This is a genomic window from Williamsia sp. Y721 (assembly GCF_059683565.1).
Genome location: NZ_JCASNH010000001.1, coordinates 1 through 19,932, shown reverse-complemented (window position 1 = coordinate 19,932; position 19,932 = coordinate 1). Strand labels below are relative to the sequence as shown.

The 19,932-nt window shown below is 63.7% G+C and carries 17 protein-coding genes; 14 read left to right on the top strand and 3 right to left on the bottom strand.

Translation table 11 applies throughout. The features are described from left to right. Positions 1–175: 175 nt before the first annotated feature. Together AC56PL_RS00085 and AC56PL_RS00080 are read right to left on the bottom strand one after the other, a co-directional pair. Positions 176–2,632, bottom strand: coding sequence for a transglycosylase domain-containing protein (locus tag AC56PL_RS00085; protein WP_497152668.1), 2,457 nt, complete (start codon positions 2,630–2,632; stop codon positions 176–178). A gap of 54 nt (positions 2,633–2,686) precedes the next feature. Further along, entirely contained in the window at positions 2,687–3,682 is a 996-nt protein-coding gene (locus AC56PL_RS00080; protein ID WP_495514411.1) for a hypothetical protein, read from the bottom strand. 152 nt (positions 3,683–3,834) lie between these two features. Between AC56PL_RS00080 and AC56PL_RS00075 the strand changes: the two genes are divergently transcribed. The 14 genes from AC56PL_RS00075 to AC56PL_RS00010 all read left to right on the top strand — a co-directional run bounded on the left by AC56PL_RS00075 (position 3,835) and on the right by AC56PL_RS00010 (position 19,372). Beyond that, positions 3,835–4,962 carry an NDMA-dependent alcohol dehydrogenase gene (locus AC56PL_RS00075; protein WP_495514410.1) on the top strand — a complete coding sequence of 376 codons (1,128 nt, stop codon included), beginning with the start codon at positions 3,835–3,837 and terminating at the stop codon, positions 4,960–4,962. Positions 4,963–5,221: 259 nt separating this feature from the next. Then, a complete protein-coding gene (locus AC56PL_RS00070; RefSeq protein WP_497152667.1) occupies positions 5,222–6,814 on the top strand; it encodes a Vgb family protein in 1,593 nt (530 codons plus the stop codon). A gap of 8 nt (positions 6,815–6,822) precedes the next feature. Continuing rightward, the gene (locus tag AC56PL_RS00065; RefSeq protein ID WP_495514408.1) at positions 6,823–7,686 is read left to right on the top strand and encodes an SDR family oxidoreductase; all 864 of its coding nucleotides are present in this window, start codon (positions 6,823–6,825) and stop codon (positions 7,684–7,686) included. A gap of 61 nt (positions 7,687–7,747) precedes the next feature. Then, on the top strand, positions 7,748–9,133 hold the full coding sequence (locus AC56PL_RS00060) for an SRPBCC family protein (protein WP_495514407.1): 1,386 nt from the start codon (positions 7,748–7,750) through the stop codon (positions 9,131–9,133). A gap of 56 nt (positions 9,134–9,189) precedes the next feature. Continuing rightward, the gene (locus AC56PL_RS00055; RefSeq protein WP_495514406.1) at positions 9,190–11,025 is read left to right on the top strand and encodes an NAD(P)-binding domain-containing protein; all 1,836 of its coding nucleotides are present in this window, start codon (positions 9,190–9,192) and stop codon (positions 11,023–11,025) included. Next, entirely contained in the window at positions 11,022–11,951 is a 930-nt protein-coding gene (locus tag AC56PL_RS00050; RefSeq protein WP_497152666.1) for an SDR family NAD(P)-dependent oxidoreductase, read from the top strand. Before AC56PL_RS00055 ends, AC56PL_RS00050 begins: the two co-directional genes overlap by 4 nt. After that, on the top strand, positions 11,941–13,647 hold the full coding sequence (locus tag AC56PL_RS00045) for a thiamine pyrophosphate-dependent enzyme (RefSeq protein ID WP_495514404.1): 1,707 nt from the start codon (positions 11,941–11,943) through the stop codon (positions 13,645–13,647). Before AC56PL_RS00050 ends, AC56PL_RS00045 begins: the two co-directional genes overlap by 11 nt. 51 nt (positions 13,648–13,698) lie before the next feature. Then, a complete protein-coding gene (locus tag AC56PL_RS00040) occupies positions 13,699–15,135 on the top strand; it encodes an aldehyde dehydrogenase family protein (protein WP_497152665.1) in 1,437 nt (478 codons plus the stop codon). A gap of 2 nt (positions 15,136–15,137) precedes the next feature. Continuing rightward, a complete protein-coding gene (locus AC56PL_RS00035; RefSeq protein ID WP_495514402.1) occupies positions 15,138–15,674 on the top strand; it encodes a nuclear transport factor 2 family protein in 537 nt (178 codons plus the stop codon). Between the two features lie 9 nt (positions 15,675–15,683). Further along, the gene (locus tag AC56PL_RS00030; RefSeq protein WP_495514401.1) at positions 15,684–16,544 is read left to right on the top strand and encodes an SDR family NAD(P)-dependent oxidoreductase; all 861 of its coding nucleotides are present in this window, start codon (positions 15,684–15,686) and stop codon (positions 16,542–16,544) included. Between the two features lie 41 nt (positions 16,545–16,585). After that, positions 16,586–17,146: a nuclear transport factor 2 family protein gene (locus AC56PL_RS00025; protein WP_495514400.1), complete on the top strand. Its 561-nt coding sequence runs from the start codon at positions 16,586–16,588 to the stop codon at positions 17,144–17,146. Between the two features lie 44 nt (positions 17,147–17,190). Then, the gene (locus tag AC56PL_RS00020) at positions 17,191–18,024 is read left to right on the top strand and encodes a TauD/TfdA dioxygenase family protein (protein WP_497152664.1); all 834 of its coding nucleotides are present in this window, start codon (positions 17,191–17,193) and stop codon (positions 18,022–18,024) included. Further along, positions 18,021–18,764: an SDR family NAD(P)-dependent oxidoreductase gene (locus tag AC56PL_RS00015; protein WP_497152663.1), complete on the top strand. Its 744-nt coding sequence runs from the start codon at positions 18,021–18,023 to the stop codon at positions 18,762–18,764. The genes AC56PL_RS00020 and AC56PL_RS00015 overlap by 4 nt, the downstream gene beginning before the upstream one ends. Next, a complete protein-coding gene (locus AC56PL_RS00010; protein ID WP_495514397.1) occupies positions 18,764–19,372 on the top strand; it encodes a carboxymuconolactone decarboxylase family protein in 609 nt (202 codons plus the stop codon). The genes AC56PL_RS00015 and AC56PL_RS00010 overlap by 1 nt, the downstream gene beginning before the upstream one ends. Positions 19,373–19,386: 14 nt before the next feature. Here AC56PL_RS00010 and AC56PL_RS00005 read toward each other — a convergent pair. Beyond that, the coding region (locus tag AC56PL_RS00005) for an HNH endonuclease signature motif containing protein (RefSeq protein ID WP_497152662.1) at positions 19,387–19,932 on the bottom strand (546 nt) is incomplete at its 5' end.

The window sequence follows — 19,932 nt, the reverse complement described above, 5'->3', positions numbered from 1 at the left end:
GCACCGGGAAAGCCCGGCGTCGTTGTCGAAGAACACTGATTCAGCACAGGTGGAACGTACCTGACACACCGGATGCACGCCACTGCGACCTCGATGGCCGGCGAGGTCGCAGTGTCCTGATCAGAGGCGGTTGCAGGTTGCCTCTCGCATCAAAATCCCAGAAAGCAAAAGCCCGTCAGCGCGGCACCGGGATCTCGATCGGCCCGACTCCGGGAACGGTGATCGTGGTGGGTGCAGCGGGGCGGCGACTGGTCGATTCCGCACGGCCGGTACTCACCGAAAGCGTGATCGTGCTGCCCGGTATCGCCGAATCACTCGGTGTCGCCGACACAACCGTCCCGGCTCGCTGCCCACTGGCCACGTTCTCGGTGCTCACCTTGAAGCCCTCGCCTTCGAGCGTGGAAGTCGCCAGATCTGAGGACATCCCGACCACGGACGGAACCTGTTTGCCGCCGACACCGGCGACATACCTGGGATCATTCTTCGGCAGCGCCGTGTCACCGAACTTGCCTGCGACCGGCAGCATCGCCGAGAACCAGGTGCGGGCCGGCTCGTTTCCGCCGTACAGGCTGCCGTAGCCACACTGCCGCAACGGACTCGAGCAGAGTTCGGAGATCACCGGTGAATCGTTGTAGACGTAGGTGGCACCGGCCAGGTTGTTGGTGAAACCAAGGAACGCCGATGACCGGTTGGCCTCCGTGGTGCCGGTCTTACCGGACATCGGAAGACTCCAACCCACCGAACCCGCGGCACCCGCCGCGGTTCCGGAACCACGGTCGTCCTCGCTCATCACGTTGGCCAGGGTGTCGGCCAGACCTTGGTCGACCACGCGCTCACAGGCCGGGCGCTCGAAAGGCACCTCCTGCACAGCCGGACGGCCCTCGGCATCGAGGATCTGATTGCCGCTGGCATCGCGCTTCGGCTGGGTGATCGACGCGATCGGATTCGGCGGGCACCACACACCACCCGAAGCCAGTGTGGCGGCGACGTTGGACAGTTCCAGGGTGTTGACGGCTGTCGGTCCGAGAGTGAACGAGCCGAGGTTGTTCTCTTTGATGTAGTCGGCCAGGCTCTGGTCGCCGTAACCCGATGAGCCCGGGTCCGTGTACGAGCGCAAGCCCAGACGGACGGCCATGTCCACGGTGGGCTCGACTCCGACGTCCTGCAGCAGTTTCACGAACGCGGTGTTCGGTGACTGGGCCATCGCCTGGGTCACCGTCATCTTCGCCGGATAGTTTCCGTCGTTCGCGACGCAGTAGGTATTGGCGGGGCAGCCGTTGACGCCGCCGCTACTGCCCATGCCCTTTGCCTGCACGGTCTTCGGCACCTGCAGCGACGAGCCGGCACCCAGGCCACGCTCCATCGCGGCGGCGACGGTGAAGACCTTGAACACGGACCCGGCCCCGTTACCGACCATCGAGTAGGGCTGCGGCTGAACGGTCTGCCCGGCATCCCGATCCAGGCCGTAGTCGCGACTCGATGCCATCGCCAAGACGTCGTGCGCCTCGGTACCCGGGCGGATCACGTCCATCACATTGGCAACACCCTCGAGGTCCGGCGATGCGTACGTCCGGACCGAGTCGTGCGTTGCCTTCTGGACCTCGGGGTCGAGTGTGGTGCGGATCAGATAACCGCCGCGGGAGATCTCATCCCGGCTGATCCCGTTGTCGGCGAGGAACTGCAAGGCGTAGTCACAGAAGAATCCGGCGTCACCGGCCGCGATACAACCCTGGTCGATCGTGCGCGGCGCCGGCAGCACCCCGAGTGGAAGGTCTTTCGCCGCTTGATACTCGGCGGCACGGGCCGGGAAGTTCGCGATCAACGTGTCGAGCACGATGTTGCGTCGTTCCAGAACACCTTCGGGGTTGGTGTACGGATCAAGCGCCGAACTCGACTGCACCATGCCTGCGAGCATCGCCGATTCGGGAACAGTGAGGTCTTTGGCGGGTTTACCGAAGTAGGTGTCGGCGGCGGACTGAATGCCGTAGGCGCCGTTGCCGAACGGGACCAGGTTCAGATAGCGGGTGACGATCGCCTTCTTGGCCTCTTGCTTTGCCGCGTCTGCATCAAGGTTCTTCTCGCGCATGGCCTGCTCGGTCAGGCCCGATTCCAGCGACTGCGCCATCCGGATCTCACGGAGTTTGCGAGCCGCGGTGGTCTCCGTCGCGGCTCGACGTTCGGCGTCGGTGCGGGCCAGGACCAACAGCTGGTAGTTCTTCACATACTGCTGGTCGAGGGTCGATGCGCCCTGCTGCACCTCACCGGAAGCCTGGTTGGTGACGAATGCGCGGATGGTCCCCTTCCAGTCGACACCGTCGTGTTCGAGGAATCGGCGGTCTTCGACGGAGATGATCGCGCGGACCATCTCCGGAGAGATGTCGTTGTAGCCGACCTGGAAGCGACGCTGATCGTAGAGATACGCGATCGGCGTGCCATTGGTGTCGGTCATGGTGGTCACCTCGGGCACCTGACCCCCGACCAATTCCGACTCCACGTTCTCGAGAGTTCCGGCAGCACGCCCGGCCGTGAACCCCACGCCACCGGCTATCGGGAACAACAAACCTGCGACAAGAACGCCCGCCAGCACACAACAGCCCACCAAGCTCCACAACGACCTAGATTTCGACACCATCGATACATTACGGACAAATCGGATCGCGGAAACTTTGAGAGGCGAATCCGCGCGCTATCGCAAACCCGGTGTGGCGTCGTGAACGAGGGAAAGGGTGTCTTTGATCATCGCCTGAGCGACCCCTGCGGGACTGTTGTCGCCGCCGAACATCGTGATCGATCCGAAGTCACCGCAGTCGAAAATCGCTGCTTTGTCGGGCCACCGGAGCAGGCCCAGTTGCGAATCGGCCGGAACCACACGCAAAGACACCGTGACCAGGTCTGGGATGTCGTGGTCGGCGACAGCGACCTGCCGCAGGCGCAATCCCCGTCGTCCGGACCGGAACACCGAACGCTCGATCTCCGAGGTGATCGGTTCGAGGAGCACTTCGGCATCGGCGGGATCACGCGCCCACAACAGTCCGGTCAGAATACGGAGCTGGGTTGCCACATCTTCCCCCGACAGTTCCGCTTTGGCATCGTTGGCCACCACTCCGGTCTGCCGGGCGGTGGCGGTCGCCAGATCCAGGGTCACACCCTCACTCAACTGGTCGAGAACATATGTGGCGGTGGCACTGAGACATCCGCTCACCGACGTCACCGATATCCCCTGCCCGAGGGACCGCGCGAGGTCGACGGCCGGCAACATCGCGCCGACCGCACCGGAAATCCTTACCGCGCAACCGAAGTCGACTGCCAACTGTTCGAGTTGTTTCCATCCGTATAGCGGCGTCGACGTCGTTGCCGTGACCAGATGCGCACCGCACCGGATCGCGACGGCGGCGTCCGACACCGCCTGCGAGGCGACCGCATCGGCCGACGGCACCGCCTGCACCACGACCTTCGCCTCGACTGCACCCAAGAAATCGGCGAGATCGGCGAGATCCTCCCACTCGGACAGAGGCGGAACGTCGCCGTCGCACACCACCTGCGATCGGCCGGTGCGCACCGCAACCACACTCAGATCGACGTCATGCCGCTTCCGGCATTCGTCGCGGAGCGCGCCGATCTGGTTGATGTAGGCCCGCGCAACCGGCCCATATCCAAGAACAGCTATCGGAAGTTCGCGCATGGCCCCTCCCTCGTTCTCCCGTCCACCAAGCCCCGACGTGCGTGAACGGTTCCGATCAACGTTCGCATACCGAGCCCGAAACCCGCACGTCGTTCACGTCGCCTCACTAGAGTGACTCAAATCACATTACGGCGCGAGCAGAAGGAACCACCATGAAAACGAAAGCCGCGATCCTGACGGAACTCAACACCGCTTGGAAGATCGACGAGGTCGAGCTGGGCGACCCGGTGTTCGGCGAGGTCCAGGTGCGGTTGGCGGCATCGGGCCTGTGCCACTCAGACGCTCATATCGTCAACGGTTCGAGCCCCATTCCGATCCTTCCGGTCCTCGGTGGCCACGAGGGCGCAGGCGTCGTCACCAAGGTCGGACCGGGCGTGGTCGATCTCGAAGAAGGCGATCACGTGGTGCTAGCCTTCGTACCCGCCTGCGGCACCTGCCCCTCGTGCGCTCGCGGCCTGCAAAACCTCTGCGACAAGGGCGCCGGATTGCTGACCGGCCAAGCCATTGCCGACGGCACGTTCCGGGTCACGAAAGACGGTGCACCCGTTGTTCAGATGTGCCTGCTGGGCACCTTTGCCCCCTACGTCACCGTGCATCAGGCATCCGTGGTGAAAATCGAGAAGGACATCCCGTTGAAAACGGCCGCCCTACTGGGATGCGGCGTCTCGACGGGCTGGGGTTCGGCCACCGAGATCGGAAACACCCGGCCCGGCGACACCGTCGTTGTTGCCGGTATCGGTGGCGTCGGCATCAACTCGGTCCAGGGCGCTGCCTACGCCGGCGCGCGTCATGTGGTGGCGATCGACCCCGTCGAGGGCAAGCAGAAGACCGCACTCGACTTCGGCGCCACCCACGCCTTCTCCTCGATGGAGGAGGCACTGCCCCAACTGGTCGACCTCACCTGGGGCACGATGGCGACCACGGTCATTCTCACGATGGGCGAGATCAAGGGCGAGTACATCCAGCAGGCCCTGTCTCTGACCGGCAAGGGCGGCCAGGTGATCGTCACCGCGATGGGTCCTTACGACCAGATCGCCACCGACCTGAATCTGTTCGAACTGACATTGCTGCAGAAGCGGGTGCAGGGAGCGATCTTCGGAGGCGTCGGACCGAGGACCCAGATCCCCAAATTGCTCAACCTCTACCGCTCGGGCGCCCTCAAGCTGGACGAGCTCGTCACCACCACCTACCGGCTCGAGGACATCAACCAGGGCTACCAGGACATGGCCGACGGGAAGAATCTCCGAGGCGTCGTCGTCTACGGAGACGACGACTACTGACCGGCCGGCCCGCGGCGACCAAACCTCTCCGACAACGTCGCACAGCAGAAACACCCACCGCCACGTGCGGTGGGTGTTCGCGTTTGGGCCGCTAGGACCCCCTGAGCGACCCAACTTACTTCAATCCTCATAAGGATAGCAATACTTGTAAACCTGATGGAATCACGCTTACACTTCCTCCAGAATTGTGGTCTGCGTCACGACCTCACTTTGCGTCATCCGTAGAACCGGCGTCATTCCTCACGACAGGAGGCCCACCTTGGTACAGGCGGCCCGCTACACAAGCCCAAGCTCGTTCGGTCTCGCCGAGGGGTGGAATCTGAGCCGAGTCACCGAACCGAGCCGACTGTTCGGCGCCAACGGAATCCGATCCGGCCCCGACGGACGCGTCTATATCGCGCAGGTCGCGGGCAGCACGATCAGCGCACTCGACATCGAGACCGGCGATGTCGAGACCATCAGCGCCCAGGGCAGTGACATCGTCGCGCCTGACGACATGGCGTTCGATGCGAGTGGCGACATGTACATCACCGAGTACTACGACGGCCGCGTCAGCGTCCGGAGCCCTGATGGGAGCACCCGGCTGCTGCGCGACGATCTGCCCGGCGCCAACGGCATCACCATCCACCAGGACAGGTTGTTCGTCAACGAATGCCGCATCGGCGGACGACTGATGGAGATCAACCCCGGCGGCGGTGCCCCCAAGGTGCTCGCCGACAACCTCCCGATGCCCAATGCCATGGAGGTCGGCCCCGACGGGATGCTCTATTACCCGCTGGTGGCCACCAACGAGATCTACCGGATCGACCCCGATGGTGGAGAACCCGAACGCGTCGCCGCCGACCTCGGTGGCCCGACCGCGGTCAAGTTCGACTCCGCCGGATTCATCATCTCCACCCAGGTCGGCTCCGGCCAGGTCCTGCGGATCGACCCCCGCAGCGGCGACAAGACCGTGTACGCCGACATCGGCCCCGGCCTCGACAACCTCACCTTTGTCGGCGATCGGCTCTTCGTGTCCGGCTTCACCGGTCAGATCACCGAGATCCTCGGCCAGGGCCAGACCCGCACCGCACTCGACGACGGCCTGACCTGGCCCCTCGACCTGACCGTTGGACCGGACGGCACCCTGTACATCGCCGATGGAACGTTCCTGCTCGCACTCGAGGCCGACGGCGAACTGCGGACTCTGGGAATGCTTTTCAGCCCCGGCTACCCCGGTTACATCCGCGGCATGACGGCAATCGGCAAGGACCAGTTCATCGTTGCCGGCAACGGCGACGTGTCGCGGTACGACGCCGCGCAAGCCGAAAGCGAAGTCCTGGTCACCGGGCTCGATCAGGTCTACGGTGTGGCGGTCTCGGGTACCGGCGCCATCGCGGTCGCCGACTTCGGTGCCGGCGAGGTCCACTCCGTCGGATCCGGCAGCTCAGAAGTCCTGGCCAGCGGGCTCGACCATCCGACCGGCGTCGCCTTCACTGCCTCCGGAACTCTCCTGGTCTCCGAATCCGGTGCGGGGCAGGTCGTTGCGGTGACCGGTTCGGGCACCGACACCGTCGTCGACGGACTCGAACGTCCACACGGCCTCCTGGTTCAGGGTCAGACGCTGTACATCGTCGATGTCGGGGCCAAGACGCTCATCGCCTTCGACCTGGAAACCAAGAGTCGCCAGACCATCGCGACCGACCTCCCGGTCGGCGCTCCTCCCGGGGTCACTCCGAAGCCACTGCTCGGCCTGGTGCCGTTCTCCGGGCCCCAGGGTCCGTTCACCGGTATCGCTGCCGGCCACGACGGCACCATCTACATCTCCGGTGACGCCGAGGGCAGCGTCCTGGCACTACGCAAGGAGGCCTGATCACAGCCATGGCGAACACTCCAACCGACAGCAATGGTTTCGTCGATCTCACCGGCCGGGTCGTCATCGTCTCGGGCGCCGCCGGAGGTGGGATCGGCACCTCGGTGACCAGTCTGATCGCCAGGGCCGGCGCGACCGTCATCGCGGTGAGCCGGTCGAAAGACAACCTCAAAACCCACATCGATCCGCTTGTGGGCGAGGGACTCTCCGTCATCCCGGTCGCCGCCGACGCCGCCACCGACGAGGGCATCGCCACCGTCATGGATGTCGCACGCCGCACCGAGGGCCGGCTCTACGGGCTGGTCAATGTCGCGGGCGGCGCCGCACCGGCCACCTGGATGCCCGCCACCCGGGTGACACGCGCCGACTGGCGAGACCTGTTCACACAGAACCTCGAGACGATGTTCTTCATGAGCCAGGCGGTCGCGGCCGAACTCAAAGCACAGGAACTGCCCGGTTCGATCGTGTCGATCTCATCGATCAGCGGAATGAACACCGCGCCTTTCCATATCGCATACGGCACGGCCAAGGCGGCGCTGGTGGCCGCCACGCGCACCATGGCCGTCGAGTTGGCCACCGACAACATCCGGATCAACGCGATCGCGCCCGGAGTGACCGCAACGCCCTCCTCGGAGATGTATGTCGACAAGGATCCGGAGCGGGATCAACGCGCAATCGCGATGGGCCGCCGAGCCCGTCCGGAGGAACAGGCCGGCGCCATCCTGTTCTTCTTGTCCGACCTCTCGAGCTACATCACCGGACAAACCCTGCTGGTCGATGGGGGCCTGAACCTCAAGTGGACACACATGGGCGCCGACCACACCTCGCTCTTCCTCAAGGACGAAACGTTCCGCGCAGCCATGACGCACTGATACGAGCCACCAGACCAATCGCTGAGTAAGCAAGCACGACAATAAATTTCAGGAGAATGTCATGACCGACACAGTCGACAATATCCAGAGAATCGTTACCACCACCGACGACGAACCCCCCGTCACCCCGCTGGAGATCGGTGTCGAGGCGTATACCTCGAAGGACTACCTGCGCGCCGAGCAAGACAAGCTGTGGAACAAGGTGTGGCAGCAGGTTGGCCGAGTCGAAGAGATTCCCAACGTCGGCGACTTCCTGACCTACGAGATCATGGATGACTCGTTCATCATCGCCCGTTCCAGCGCGGACAAGATCAACGCGTATCACAACGTCTGCTCGCATCGGGGTCGTCGGCTCGTCGACACCCCGGACGGCAAGCACGAGGCCAAAGGCAATTGCCGGACCTTCGTGTGTGGCTTCCACGGGTGGACCTACGATCTCGAGGGCCATAACACCTGGGCCGCAGAGCGTTCGGATTGGCCGACCGGGCTGACCGATGAAAAGGCCCGGCTCAAGAACATTCAGGTGGACACCTGGGGCGGTTGGATCTGGATCAACATGGATCCGGACTGTGAACCATTGCGGGACTACCTGGAACCGGCGGCAAGCCTGCTCGACCCGTTCCAGCTCCAGAACATGCGGTACCGGTGGCGCAAATGGCTTGTGTTCGACTGCAACTGGAAGATCGCACTCGAAGCATTCATGGAGACCTACCACGTCCCCTACACCCACCCCGAGTTCCGGGCCTACGGCACATTCCTGGGATGGTCACGCGCACAGGGCAAACACAGCAACATCGGTTATGACGCCCCCAAGGGCATGGAAGACAATCAGGCCAAGCTGCGGGTGGCCGACGGTCCCGACGCACGCATCTCGACGATCGACCTGCAGAACTTCACCTGGGAGAACGCCAACACCAACACCACCCGCACACTCGTCGATGCCGCACAGCGGCTGATCGACGAGTTGCCAGAGGGCACCCCGCCGGGTGAGGTACTCGCACACTGGCTCGCCTCGGCCCGCAAAGACGATGCCGATCGCGGCGTGATCTGGCCGACCGTCGATCCGGCGACCGTCTCCCAGAGCGGAACTGCCTGGCAGATCTTCCCCAACTTCCAGATCGGTCACGCCCTCAACAACATGCTCTGCTACAGCGCCCGGCCCTACGGCGACGATCCCGACAAGTGCTACTTCGAGGCTGCCGTCTTCGAGTTGTTCCCGGAAGGTGAAGAGCCGCAGACGGAGTGGGAGTACGCACCGCCGGACGACCCGGGCTGGCGCACGGTTCTGCCCCAGGACTTCGTCAACATGGCCGCGATGCAAAAGGGCGTGAAGTCGCGCGGATTCTCCGGCCCCAAGCCCAATCCGTATCGCGAGCGCAGCATCGTCAACCTGCATCACAACCTCGCCAAATACCTGGGCACCGGCGCACCCACCGATCTGGCCTGACCCTTCCCACCCCACACACCACCACAAGCCCCCGAACCCCGAGCTTAGGAATCACCATGCAGAACTGCGCACCTACGCAGACCCCGGAAGTCGACAAAGCGGCGCTACGGGAAAAGTACCTCCTCGAACGGGACAAGCGCCTGCGGCCGGAAGGTCAGCAGCAGTACCTGGAGGCGGAGGGCGAGTTCGCGGACTTCTATGAGGGCGATCCGTACATGCCGGTGGTGCCCCGTGAACCGATCACCGACGACATCGAGGTGGTGATACTCGGTGGCGGTCTGTCCGGACTCATCACCGCGCACCGTCTGCAGGAGTCCGGTGTCACCGACTTCAAGATCATCGAGCTCGGTGGAGACTTCGGTGGTGTCTGGTACTGGAACCGGTACCCGGGGATCCAAATCGACTCCGACGCTTACTGTTACCTGCCCCTACTCGAAGAGACCGGCTACATGCCCAAGGAGAAGTTCTCCAAGGGCGACGAGTGCTTCGAACACGCGCAACGGATCGGTAAGCAATTCAACCTCTACGACCACGCCATCTTCCACACTCTGATCCAGTCGTTGCAGTGGGACGAAGAGATCAACCGCTGGCAGATCAAGACCAACCGTGGCGATGAGATCCGCGCTCGCTTCGTGATCATGTGCCAGGGCCCCTACAACCGTCCGAAACTCCCGGGTATCCCCGGTATCAAGGACTTCAAGGGCCACACGTTCCACACCGCCCGCTGGGACTTCGACTACACCGGCGGCGACCTCCATGGCGGGCTCGACAAGATCGGCGACAAGAAGATCGCCGTCATCGGCACGGGTTCCAGTGGCATCCAGGCGATCCCGCACCTGGCGAAGGGCGCAAAGCACCTGACCGTCTTCCAGCGGACGCCGTCGTACATCTTCGAACGTGCCAACTACCCCACCGACCCCGAATGGGTCGCGAGCCTCGAACCCGGTTGGCGCGCAGCACGTCAGCGCAACTTCCACAACGCGGCGTTCGCGTTCTACAACCCCGGCGAGCCGGACCTCATCTGTGATGGCTGGACCGAGGTGGCCCGAAACCTGGCAGCGAAGCTGAACGCGACCGAAAACTTCTCGGGTTGGGCCGAATTGGCGGATCCGGCCAGGTTCCTCGAACTCAAGGAGGACGAGGACTACCGATCGATGGAACGGCTGCGCCAGCGCATCGAGTCCATCGTCGAGGATCCTGTGACCGCGGAGACCCTGAAGCCGTACTACCGCAACATGTGCAAGCGTCCGGTCTTCAACGATGAGTACCTGCCGACCTTCAACCGCGACAACGTCACGCTCGTCGACGTGTCCGAGACCAGGGGTGTCGAGCGCATCACCGAGAAGGGCATCATCATCGGCGGCGTCGAGCACGAGTTCGATTGCATCGTGTTCGCCAGCGGCTTCGAGATCACCACCGCACTGGAGCGGCAGTACGACATCGCGCCGTTTGCCGGCAAGGACGGAACCTCGCTGTATGACCACTGGGGCAAGGGTTTCCGCACCTTGCACGGCATCATGGCCAACGGGTTCCCCAACCACTTTGCCACCGGCTTCATCCAGGGTGGTGTAACCGCGGCCACGACGCTGATGTACGAACAGCAGGCCGATCACATCGCGTACATCGTCAAGGAAGCACAGGATCGCGGCGCCACCTATGTGGAGCCGACCCCCGAAGCCGAAGACGGCTGGGTGCAGACCGTCCGCCAGTATTCGGTGGACAACAGCACATTCACCACCGAATGCACCCCCGGCTACTACAACAGTGAGGGCGAACCCAACGGGCGTTCGTTCCTCGGTGATCCCTTCTGGGGCGGCTTCTACGAGCTCACCGAACTGCTGGAGGGGTGGCGCAGCACCGGCAAGCTGGAAGGTCTGGTGCTGGACAAATGACCACCGAACTCAGGTTCGACGATCGGGTCGCCGTCATCACCGGTGCCGGTCGCGGTTTGGGCCGGGAGTACGCATTGCTCCTGGCGTCCAAGGGCGCGAAGGTGGTGGTGAACGACCCGGGCAGCGCGATCAGCGGCGAGGACGGCGACAGCGGTCCGGCGAATGAGGTGGTCGCAGAGATCAAAGCCGCAGGTGGCGAGGCTGTCGCCAACACCGACTCGGTGGCCACCGCTGAGGGTGGCCAGGCGATCATCGACACCGCGATCAACACCTACGGCAAGATCGACATCCTCATCCACAATGCAGGCAACAACCGCTACGCACCGTTGACGGAGATGTCGTACGAGGATTTCGATGCCGTCCTCGACGTCCATCTGCGGGGCGCGTTTCATGTTGTGCGACCGGCGTTTCCGCTGATGTGCGAGGCCGGCTACGGACGTGTGGTCCTGACCTCGTCGATCGGCGGGATCTACGGAAACAAGAACGTCGCCAACTACGGGTCCGCCAAGGCCGGGATCATCGGGCTCTCGAATGTCACGGCACTCGAAGGCCACGACCATGGTGTGACATCGAACGTCATCCTTCCCGCGGCCCTGACCCGGCTCGCCGAGGGCCTGGACACGTCGGCGTATCCGCCGATGGGCCCGGAGCTGACCGCTCCCGCCGTGGGATGGCTTGCGCACGAAACCTGTTCGATCACCGGCGAAATGCTGGTTGCGATCGCCGGCCGCATCGCGCGGGCGTTCATCGCGGAAACACCGGGTGTATACCAACCGTCCTGGACGATCGAGGAGGTCGGCGAGCAGATTGCCACCATCCGCGACACCAGCGACCCCTGGATTCTGCCGGTGGTGCCGTCCGGGCACACCGAGCACATCACGAGAAGCTTCACGACAGCCATGGAGGGCAGTGCACGTGTCAGTTAAGGTCTACGAACGAATTCTCGACCTCTTCGAGGCCGAGGGCATCAACACGATCTTCGGTATCCCCGATCCGAACTTCGTTCACCTGTTCCACCTCGCCGAAGAACGCGGCTGGAATGTTGTTGCACCGCACCACGAAGAGTCGGCCGGATTCATGGCCGAAGCCGTTTCCCGGATGACCGGCAAGGCCGCGGTGTGCATCGGCACCCTGGGCCCGGGCCTGGCCAACCTCGCAGGCGCCATCATGTGCGCCAAGGTCGAGAACTCCCCCGTCATCTTCCTCGGCGGCCAGCGGGCCCGGATCACCGAACAACGAGTCCGCCGCGGACGGATCCAGTTCGTCCAGCAGACCGCGCTGGTCGAGAACTCCGTCAAATACAACGCAAGCATCGAATACGCCGACCAGACCGACGAGATCATTCGCGAAGGCTTGCGCAAGGCCCTGTCGGGCACACCGGGACCGGTGTACATCGAATACCCGCAGAACGTGATCCTCGAAGAGGTCGAGGACCGGCCGATCCTTCCCCCGTCGAAGTACCGCCTCGTCGGTCAGACCGCGGGCCAGGACTGGATCGACAAGGCCAAGGCGCTCATCGGCGCGGCCAAGCAGCCCGTTCTGCTTGTCGGGCACGGCGTTCACACTTCCCGTGCCGGCGCAGCGGTCAAGGAACTCGCCGACCTGATGGCCTGCCCGGTCATCCAGACCTCGGGCGGCACGTCGTTCATCGAAGGTCTCGAAGACCGCACGTTTCCCTACGGCTTCTCGAAGTCCGCAGTCGACGCTGTGGTCAAGTCCGATCTGTGCCTGGCGGTCGGCACCGAACTCGGCGAACCGGTCCACTTCGGGCGCGGGCGCCACTGGGTACCGAACGAAGCGAACCGCAGCTGGATCCTCATCGAACAGGACCCGTCGGCCATCGGCGTGAACCGGCCGATCGATGTTCCGCTGGTCGGAGATCTTCGCGCGGTGGTTCCTCAGCTCGTTGCCGCACTGAAGGATTCGCCTCGCAAGGCGACACCGGAACTCGCGCAGTGGATCAAAGATGATGCCGCCCAGCTCGCAGAGCTGGCCGAGACGGCACCGTCAGGCCAGACACCGGTGCATCCGGCACGTCTGATCGTCGAGGCCACCAAAGACTTCCCGGCCGACGGGATCATGGTCCGCGACGGTGGTGCCACCACCATCTTCGGCTGGACCTACTCGCAGGCCAAACCGCATGACGTGATGTGGAACCAGAACTTCGGTCACCTCGGTACCGGACTCCCGTATGCCGTCGGCGCCGGTGTTGCCGATGGTGGCAAGCGGCCGATGATGCTCATCACCGGCGACTCGTCCTTCCAGTTCCACATCGCAGAGCTCGAAACCGCGGCGCGGCTGAAGCTTCCGCTGGTCTGCGTGGTGGCCGTCGACTACGCATGGGGCCTGGAAGTCGGTGTCTACAAGCGCACCTTCGGCCACGGGTCGCGGGAGACCGGCGTCCATTGGAGCACCGAGACCCGCTTCGACAAGATCGCCGAGGGCTTCGGTTGCTACGGCGAGTACGTCGAACGAGACGAGGACATCGCCCCCGCCATCAAGCGGGCCTACGCCAGCGGTAAGACAGGCGTCATCCATGTGGCCGTCGACCCGAAGGCCAACTCGGAAGAGATGCCCAGCTACGACGAGTTCCGGACCTGGTACGCCGAAGGTCAGCAGTGAGTCATACAGCGCAACAGAGGTATCGGGCAGTATCGATGAATTGGGGAAATCATGCGTGAGTATCTGAAGTTCTACATCGATGGCCAGTGGGTGGATCCGGCGCAGTCGGGCACCTTCGACGTCATCAACCCCGCCACCGAAGAGGTCGCGGGCACTGTGGCCGCCGGCAGCGCCGGTGACGTCGACCGGGCGGTTGCCGCTGCCCGTAAGGCTTTCCCCTCGTGGTCGGCGACCTCCGTCGCCGAACGGGTCGCTGTGCTGGAAAACATTGCGGTCGAGTACCAGAAACGCATGCCCGACATCGGTGCTGCCCTGACCGAAGAGATGGGTGCACCAAAAGAGCTGGCAGGCGGATTCCAGGTGAATCTGGGTGCCGGACACCTGAACACCGCCATCGAGGTCCTCAAGGGCTTCACCTTCGAGGAGCAGCAGGGCAGCGCGCTCATCGTGAAGGAACCGATCGGTGTCTGCGGGCTGATCACGCCGTGGAACTGGCCGCTGAACCAGATCGCGGTCAAGGTGTTCCCCGCCCTGGCCACCGGTTGCACCATGGTCCTCAAACCGTCGGAGCGTTCGCCGTTCGACGGTCAGATCTTTGCCGAGATCCTCGAGGCCGCCGGCGTCCCCGCCGGTGTCTTCAACCTCGTGCAGGGCGACGGGCCGGGTGTGGGTGTTCCGCTCTCGAGCCATCCCGACGTCGACATGATCTCGTTCACCGGATCCACCCGGGCCGGAATCGAGATCGCGAAAAATGCTGCGGCCGGCGTCAAGCGGGTCACCCAGGAACTCGGAGGCAAGGGCCCCAACGTCATCCTCGACGACGAAGCATTCGCCGACAACGTCAGCGTCGGTGTGGTCACCATGATGCTGAACTCGGGACAGACCTGCAGCGCGCCCGCGCGCATGCTGGTCCCCAACGAGCGGATGGAAGAGACCATCGGCATCGCCAAGGCCGCGGCCGCCACGGTCACCGTTGGCGATCCGAACGGTGATTTCTCCATCGGCCCGGTGGTCGCGAAGTCGCAGTTCGACAAGATCCAGGAACTGATCCAGCAGGGCATCGACGAAGGTGCCACCCTGGTTGCCGGTGGCCCCGGCCTGCCGGAGGGGATCACCAAGGGTTACTTCGTCCAGCCCACCGTCTTCGCAGATGTCAAGAACGACATGACCATCGCCCGCGAGGAGATCTTCGGCCCGGTGCTGACGATCCTGGGTTATGACAGTGTCGACCACGCCATCGAGATCGCCAACGACACCGAATACGGCCTGGCCGGATTTGTCGCAGGCGCCGATCTCGACGCCGCGCGCGCAGTGGCCCGCAGGATTCGTGCGGGGTCGGTGGCGATCAACTCCGCCTTCGATTTCGGCGCTCCGTTCGGCGGATACAAGAAGAGCGGCAACGGACGCGAATGGGGCGAGTTCGGATTCCACGACTACCTGGAGATCAAAGGCATCATCGGATACGCGTCGGAGGGTGACGGCGAATAGCGATGAGCGGCAACGATCTGGAGACTCTGCTCGACCACCACGCAATTCGCACGTGCCTCGCCCGGGTCGCCCGCGGCGAGGACCGGCGAGATGCGGAACTGATCACTGCCTCCTATTGGCCGGACGCCACCACCGACTTCGGGATCTTCGCCGGCTCTTTCGACGAATACCTGGCGTGGGTGGTGCCGGGCTCGCCGGCGATCACGGTCACCCAGCACACCCTCGGGCAGACACTGACCGAGCTGAACGGTGATGTGGCACTGAGCGAAACCCACGTATCGGCCTATCACCGGGTCAACATGGGTACCGAGGAAAGCGATGCCGTGATCGGCGGGCGGTATCTCGACCGGATGGAAAAACGGGGCGGCGAATGGCGTATCGCGCACCGCACCATGCTCTATGACTGGGTCCGTAACGACGGCGCGTCGGCGGACTGGTCGCAGGGACTGATGGGTGCACCGCTCTCCGGTGACCACTACACCGCCAGATCGGTCGGCGATCACAGTGAGCACTTCTTCGCTGCAGCCGATCGGCACTGAGGGTCTGCGGTGAACTCCCTCCATGGCCGGGTCGCTGTTGTGACCGGCGCCAGCCGCGGTATCGGAAAAGGTATCGCGCTGGCGCTGGCACAGCAGGGCGCCACGGTGTACGTCACCGGCCGCACGGTGCGGGCCGGGATCGACCCGTTGCCCGGGACCATCGGCGAAACGGCCGAAGAATGTGACCGCCGGGGCGGCAAAGGTATTGCCGTCGCGGTGGATCATTCGCAGGACAACCAGGTTGCCGCACTGTTCGACCGGGTTCGGCAGGAGCAGGGGCGCCTGGACCTCCTGGTCAACAACGCCTTCGCGCTGCCCGACGATCTGACCGATCCTGATCCCTTCTGGGAGAAACCACTGTCCAACTGGCAGATGATGGACGTCGGCGTGCGATCGAACTTTGTCGCCGCCTGGCACGCCGCCAAGATCATGGCGCCACAGAAGTCCGGCCTGATGGTGGCGATCTCGGGATATACCGGGGTGTCCTACACCTATGGGGTCGTGTTCGGTACCGCCAAGTCGGCTGCCGACCGCATGTCGAGAGACATGGCCATCGAGTTGAAACCATTTGGGGTCACGTCGATCTCGCTGTGGCAAGGGCTGACCTTCACGGAACGGGCGGAGCGGAACCTGGCTGCGATCGAGCACCTGGGCGAACAGGCCGCGACCCGGCCCGAAAATGGGTGTTCCCCCGAGTATCCGGGACGAGTGATCGCGGCCCTGCTCAACGATCCCGTTCTCCTCGATCGCACCGGCGGAACCTTCATCACCGCCGAACTCGGTGACGACTACGGCATCAAAGACATTGACGGCAGGGCGATTCCGTCGCTGCGTTCCACTCGTGGATCGCCGATCTGGTCACCCGTCTGACATCACATGCAGCGCATCAATCACCAGAACTGGAGGACATCGTGAGCACGTTGGCCACGCCGGAACGGCAAGCAAAGCTGGAAGAACTTATCGACCGCCAGGAGATCCTCGACGCCCTGACCCGGTTCTCCCGGGGCATGGACCGATTCGATCGTGAACTGTTCCTGTCGGCATTTCATGCCGATGCCACGATCGCGGCCGGCGAGTTCGTCGGCGGTCCGACAGACCTGTACGACTGGGCCTCCCCCATGCACGAGCAGGGCCAGATCGCCACCCACCACAACCTGCTGAACCACACCTGCGACATCGACGGCGATGTGGCCCACACCGAGACCTACTACCTGTTCGTCGGCCGGAATCGCGACGACAGCAACTGGATAGCCGGCGGGCGCTACATCGACCGGGTCGAACGTCGCGACGGACAGTGGAAGATCGCTCTGCGCACCAACGCGATCGAGTGGTCGGGCCTGGTTCCGACCATGGACATCCCGTTCAGCGATGTTCCGGATGTCTTTCTCAACGGCACCCCGTCACGCAGTACCGACGATCCGTCGTACCAGCGTCCGCTGACGAATATCCGGACCGCCTTCATTCCCACCTGATCCGGCAACCGATTCACCGAACCCCAGCATCTAGGAGAACGACCATGACCACACTTGCCGTCGAGCGGCTTTCGGACACCGTTGGAGCGAAGGTGCTGGATGTCGACCCCGCTCGTCTGACCACTGATCCCGATCTGGCCGATCAGGTCGCCGAGGCCCTCGAAACCCATTCCGTCCTACTGTTTCCGGAGCTGAACGCCGACGATGAGACACTGGTCGAGTTCTGCCGGAAGCTGGGCAAGCTGATCAACTTCTCCCACCTACCGCCGGAGACCGCCGAGGTAATGGAGATAAGCTTCGATCCCAGCAACCCGAATGCCGAATACTTCGCCAGCAACTGCTTTTGGCATATCGACGGGCTGCTCGACGAGATCGCGCCGAAGACATCGATGTTGACCGCTCGGGTGACGTCGGCCGAAGGCGGTGAGACCGAGTTCGCCAGCACCTACGCGGCCTACGATGCGCTGACCGACGAGGAGAAGGAGCGGTTTGCCGACCTGCGGGTGGTCCACACCTTCGAGGCCATCCAGCGGCTGACCTATCCGAATCCGACACCGGAACAGGTGACCGAGTGGGCTTCTCGTTCCGTTCGTGAACATCCGCTGGTGTGGGAGCACGATTCCGGTCGGCGCTCACTGGTGCTGGGTGCGACGGCATCCCACATCGTCGGCATGGACATCGACGAAGGCCGCGCACTGCTGAAGGAACTGCAAGAACGCATCACGGCCCCCGGCCTGGTCTGTCAGCACAGCTGGTCCGAGGGTGACACGGTGCTCTGGGACAACACCGGCCTGGTCCACCGCGTCCGAGACTTCGACAGGCGCAAGCCACGAACAATGCACCGATCCACCGTCGCAGGCCAGGAGAAGATCAAATGAGTGACCGGACAGCAATTGTCACCGGGGGCGCCTCCGGGATCGGCAATGCCATAGCCAAACGTTTTGCCGCTGATGGCAATCTGGTGGCCATCTTCGATATCAACGGCGACGCAGCCGAAGCCGCGGCGATCGAGATCGAAAAGGCAGGTGGAAAGGCCATCGGGCTCGCCGTCGACGTCACGGACCGCGAGCGTGTCGATGCGGCGATCGGCGAGGTCGAGTCAACGCTGGGACGTCCGACCGTCCTCGTGAACAACGCCGGTTCAACCGTCGCCGAACCATTCCTCGACATCACCCTCGAGACCTGGAATCGCGCACTGGCGCTCAACTTGACCAGCGCGTTCCACTGCTGTCAGGCGGTTATCCCCGCGATGCTCGAAGAGGGCTGGGGCCGGATCGTCAACATCTCATCCTCCAGCGTCCACAGCGGATCGCCAGGTCTCGGCAGCTACGTGACGGCCAAGTCCGGTGCGGTCGGACTGACCAAGGTACTGGCACTCGAATTCGGCAGGCGCGGAATCACTGTCAACACCGTGCCGCCCGGATTCATCGACACCCCGATGCTCCGCCGGACCGTTGATACGGGGTTGGTCGACGTCGAGGCGCAGGTTGCCAAGACGCCGGTCGGCCGGATCGGACAGCCCGAAGACATTGCGGCCACGTGCGCGTTCCTCGTCAGCGAGGAAGCCGGCTACATCACCGGACAGATCATCGGTGTCAACGGTGGGCGGAACACGTAGTGCCCGAACATGTACGCGTACCGGTTGTGCCCAGGATCCCACCGGCCCGCAGAGCGGATTGGTCTGCCGAGATGCAGGCCTTTGTCGACGGATTTCGTTCGTCGGTCGCGAGTGCCGGACCGGAAGAGGGTCGTCAAGCGGGCGACAACCTGCTCGGCACGCTGGCCCGCTACCCGTCGCTGGCAATGGCTTTCCTGACCTTCAACAAACACCTGCTGTCCGGATCTGCGTTGTCGGTCCGTGAGCGTGAGCTATTGGTGTTGAGGGTGGCGCACCTACGGGAGGCCGAGTACGAATGGGCACAACACGTCATCCTCGCCGACCGGGCCGGTATGACCGCCGACGAGATAGCCCGTATCGCCATCGGTCCTGATGCCCCGGAATGGATTCCGACCGAACGCGCCCTTCTGCAATCGGTGGACCAATTGCTGAACGACGGCATCGTGAACGAGCAGACGTGGGGTGTGCTCGCCGGTGAGTTCGACGAGCAGAAACTGATGGACGTGGTCTTCACCGTCGGCTGCTACTCGATGCTGGCAATGTCGTTGCGGTCCTTCGGGATCGAGCCCGAAGACGGGTTGCGCCCCTTCCTACCTGCTGCCCGCTAGCCCCTGGACGAACATCAGTACGTCGGCGGCGGACTGTCGCGTCCCCGTTCCTCGCGGCGTTTCTGAGTGAGTTGCTCTTCCCATTGACGCTGTCGGCGGTTGGCCATCCGCTCCTGTTGACGGCGTGCGTGTTTCGCTGCGGTGCGTGACTGTTGGCGGGTTTCCGGTTTGCCGCACGGTGTGGTTGGCGGCCGGCTTGGTGAGCCTCGTTTGTTGTCGAAGACGATGAGCCTCAATGTGGGGAACAGATCGTCGCCGGTCCATCCCGGGCCGCGATAGTGGCGGCGTTCGGGTGTGGTGAAGATCAACCGGGTCCGCCCGGTCTCGGGGTCGGGGTACTGATCATCAAGCCAGTCGGAGTAGGTCTTGAGCAGGTGGTGAAAACGGCACAGCGTCTTCATCTCTGACGGATGGGTGCAACCACCGGCATCGGGGTCGTTGTGGTTGTACTCGCAGGTGTGGTCGAGATCGGCTCCCCAGGCCTTGTGCTCACAGCCGGGCCACATGCAGTACACATCCCGGATCCGGAGGTAGGTATCCAAGACGACTGACGGCCGGTA

Coding starts and splice junctions, on each gene's coding strand:
- AC56PL_RS00085 (WP_497152668.1), bottom strand. CDS start 2,632: ATGGTGTCGAAATCTAGGTCGTTGTGGAGCTTGGTGGGCTGTTGTGTG.
- AC56PL_RS00080 (WP_495514411.1), bottom strand. CDS start 3,682: ATGCGCGAACTTCCGATAGCTGTTCTTGGATATGGGCCGGTTGCGCGG.
- AC56PL_RS00075 (WP_495514410.1), top strand. CDS start 3,835: ATGAAAACGAAAGCCGCGATCCTGACGGAACTCAACACCGCTTGGAAG.
- AC56PL_RS00065 (WP_495514408.1), top strand. CDS start 6,823: ATGGCGAACACTCCAACCGACAGCAATGGTTTCGTCGATCTCACCGGC.
- AC56PL_RS00060 (WP_495514407.1), top strand. CDS start 7,748: ATGACCGACACAGTCGACAATATCCAGAGAATCGTTACCACCACCGAC.
- AC56PL_RS00055 (WP_495514406.1), top strand. CDS start 9,190: ATGCAGAACTGCGCACCTACGCAGACCCCGGAAGTCGACAAAGCGGCG.
- AC56PL_RS00050 (WP_497152666.1), top strand. CDS start 11,022: ATGACCACCGAACTCAGGTTCGACGATCGGGTCGCCGTCATCACCGGT.
- AC56PL_RS00040 (WP_497152665.1), top strand. CDS start 13,699: ATGCGTGAGTATCTGAAGTTCTACATCGATGGCCAGTGGGTGGATCCG.
- AC56PL_RS00035 (WP_495514402.1), top strand. CDS start 15,138: ATGAGCGGCAACGATCTGGAGACTCTGCTCGACCACCACGCAATTCGC.
- AC56PL_RS00020 (WP_497152664.1), top strand. CDS start 17,191: ATGACCACACTTGCCGTCGAGCGGCTTTCGGACACCGTTGGAGCGAAG.
- AC56PL_RS00015 (WP_497152663.1), top strand. CDS start 18,021: ATGAGTGACCGGACAGCAATTGTCACCGGGGGCGCCTCCGGGATCGGC.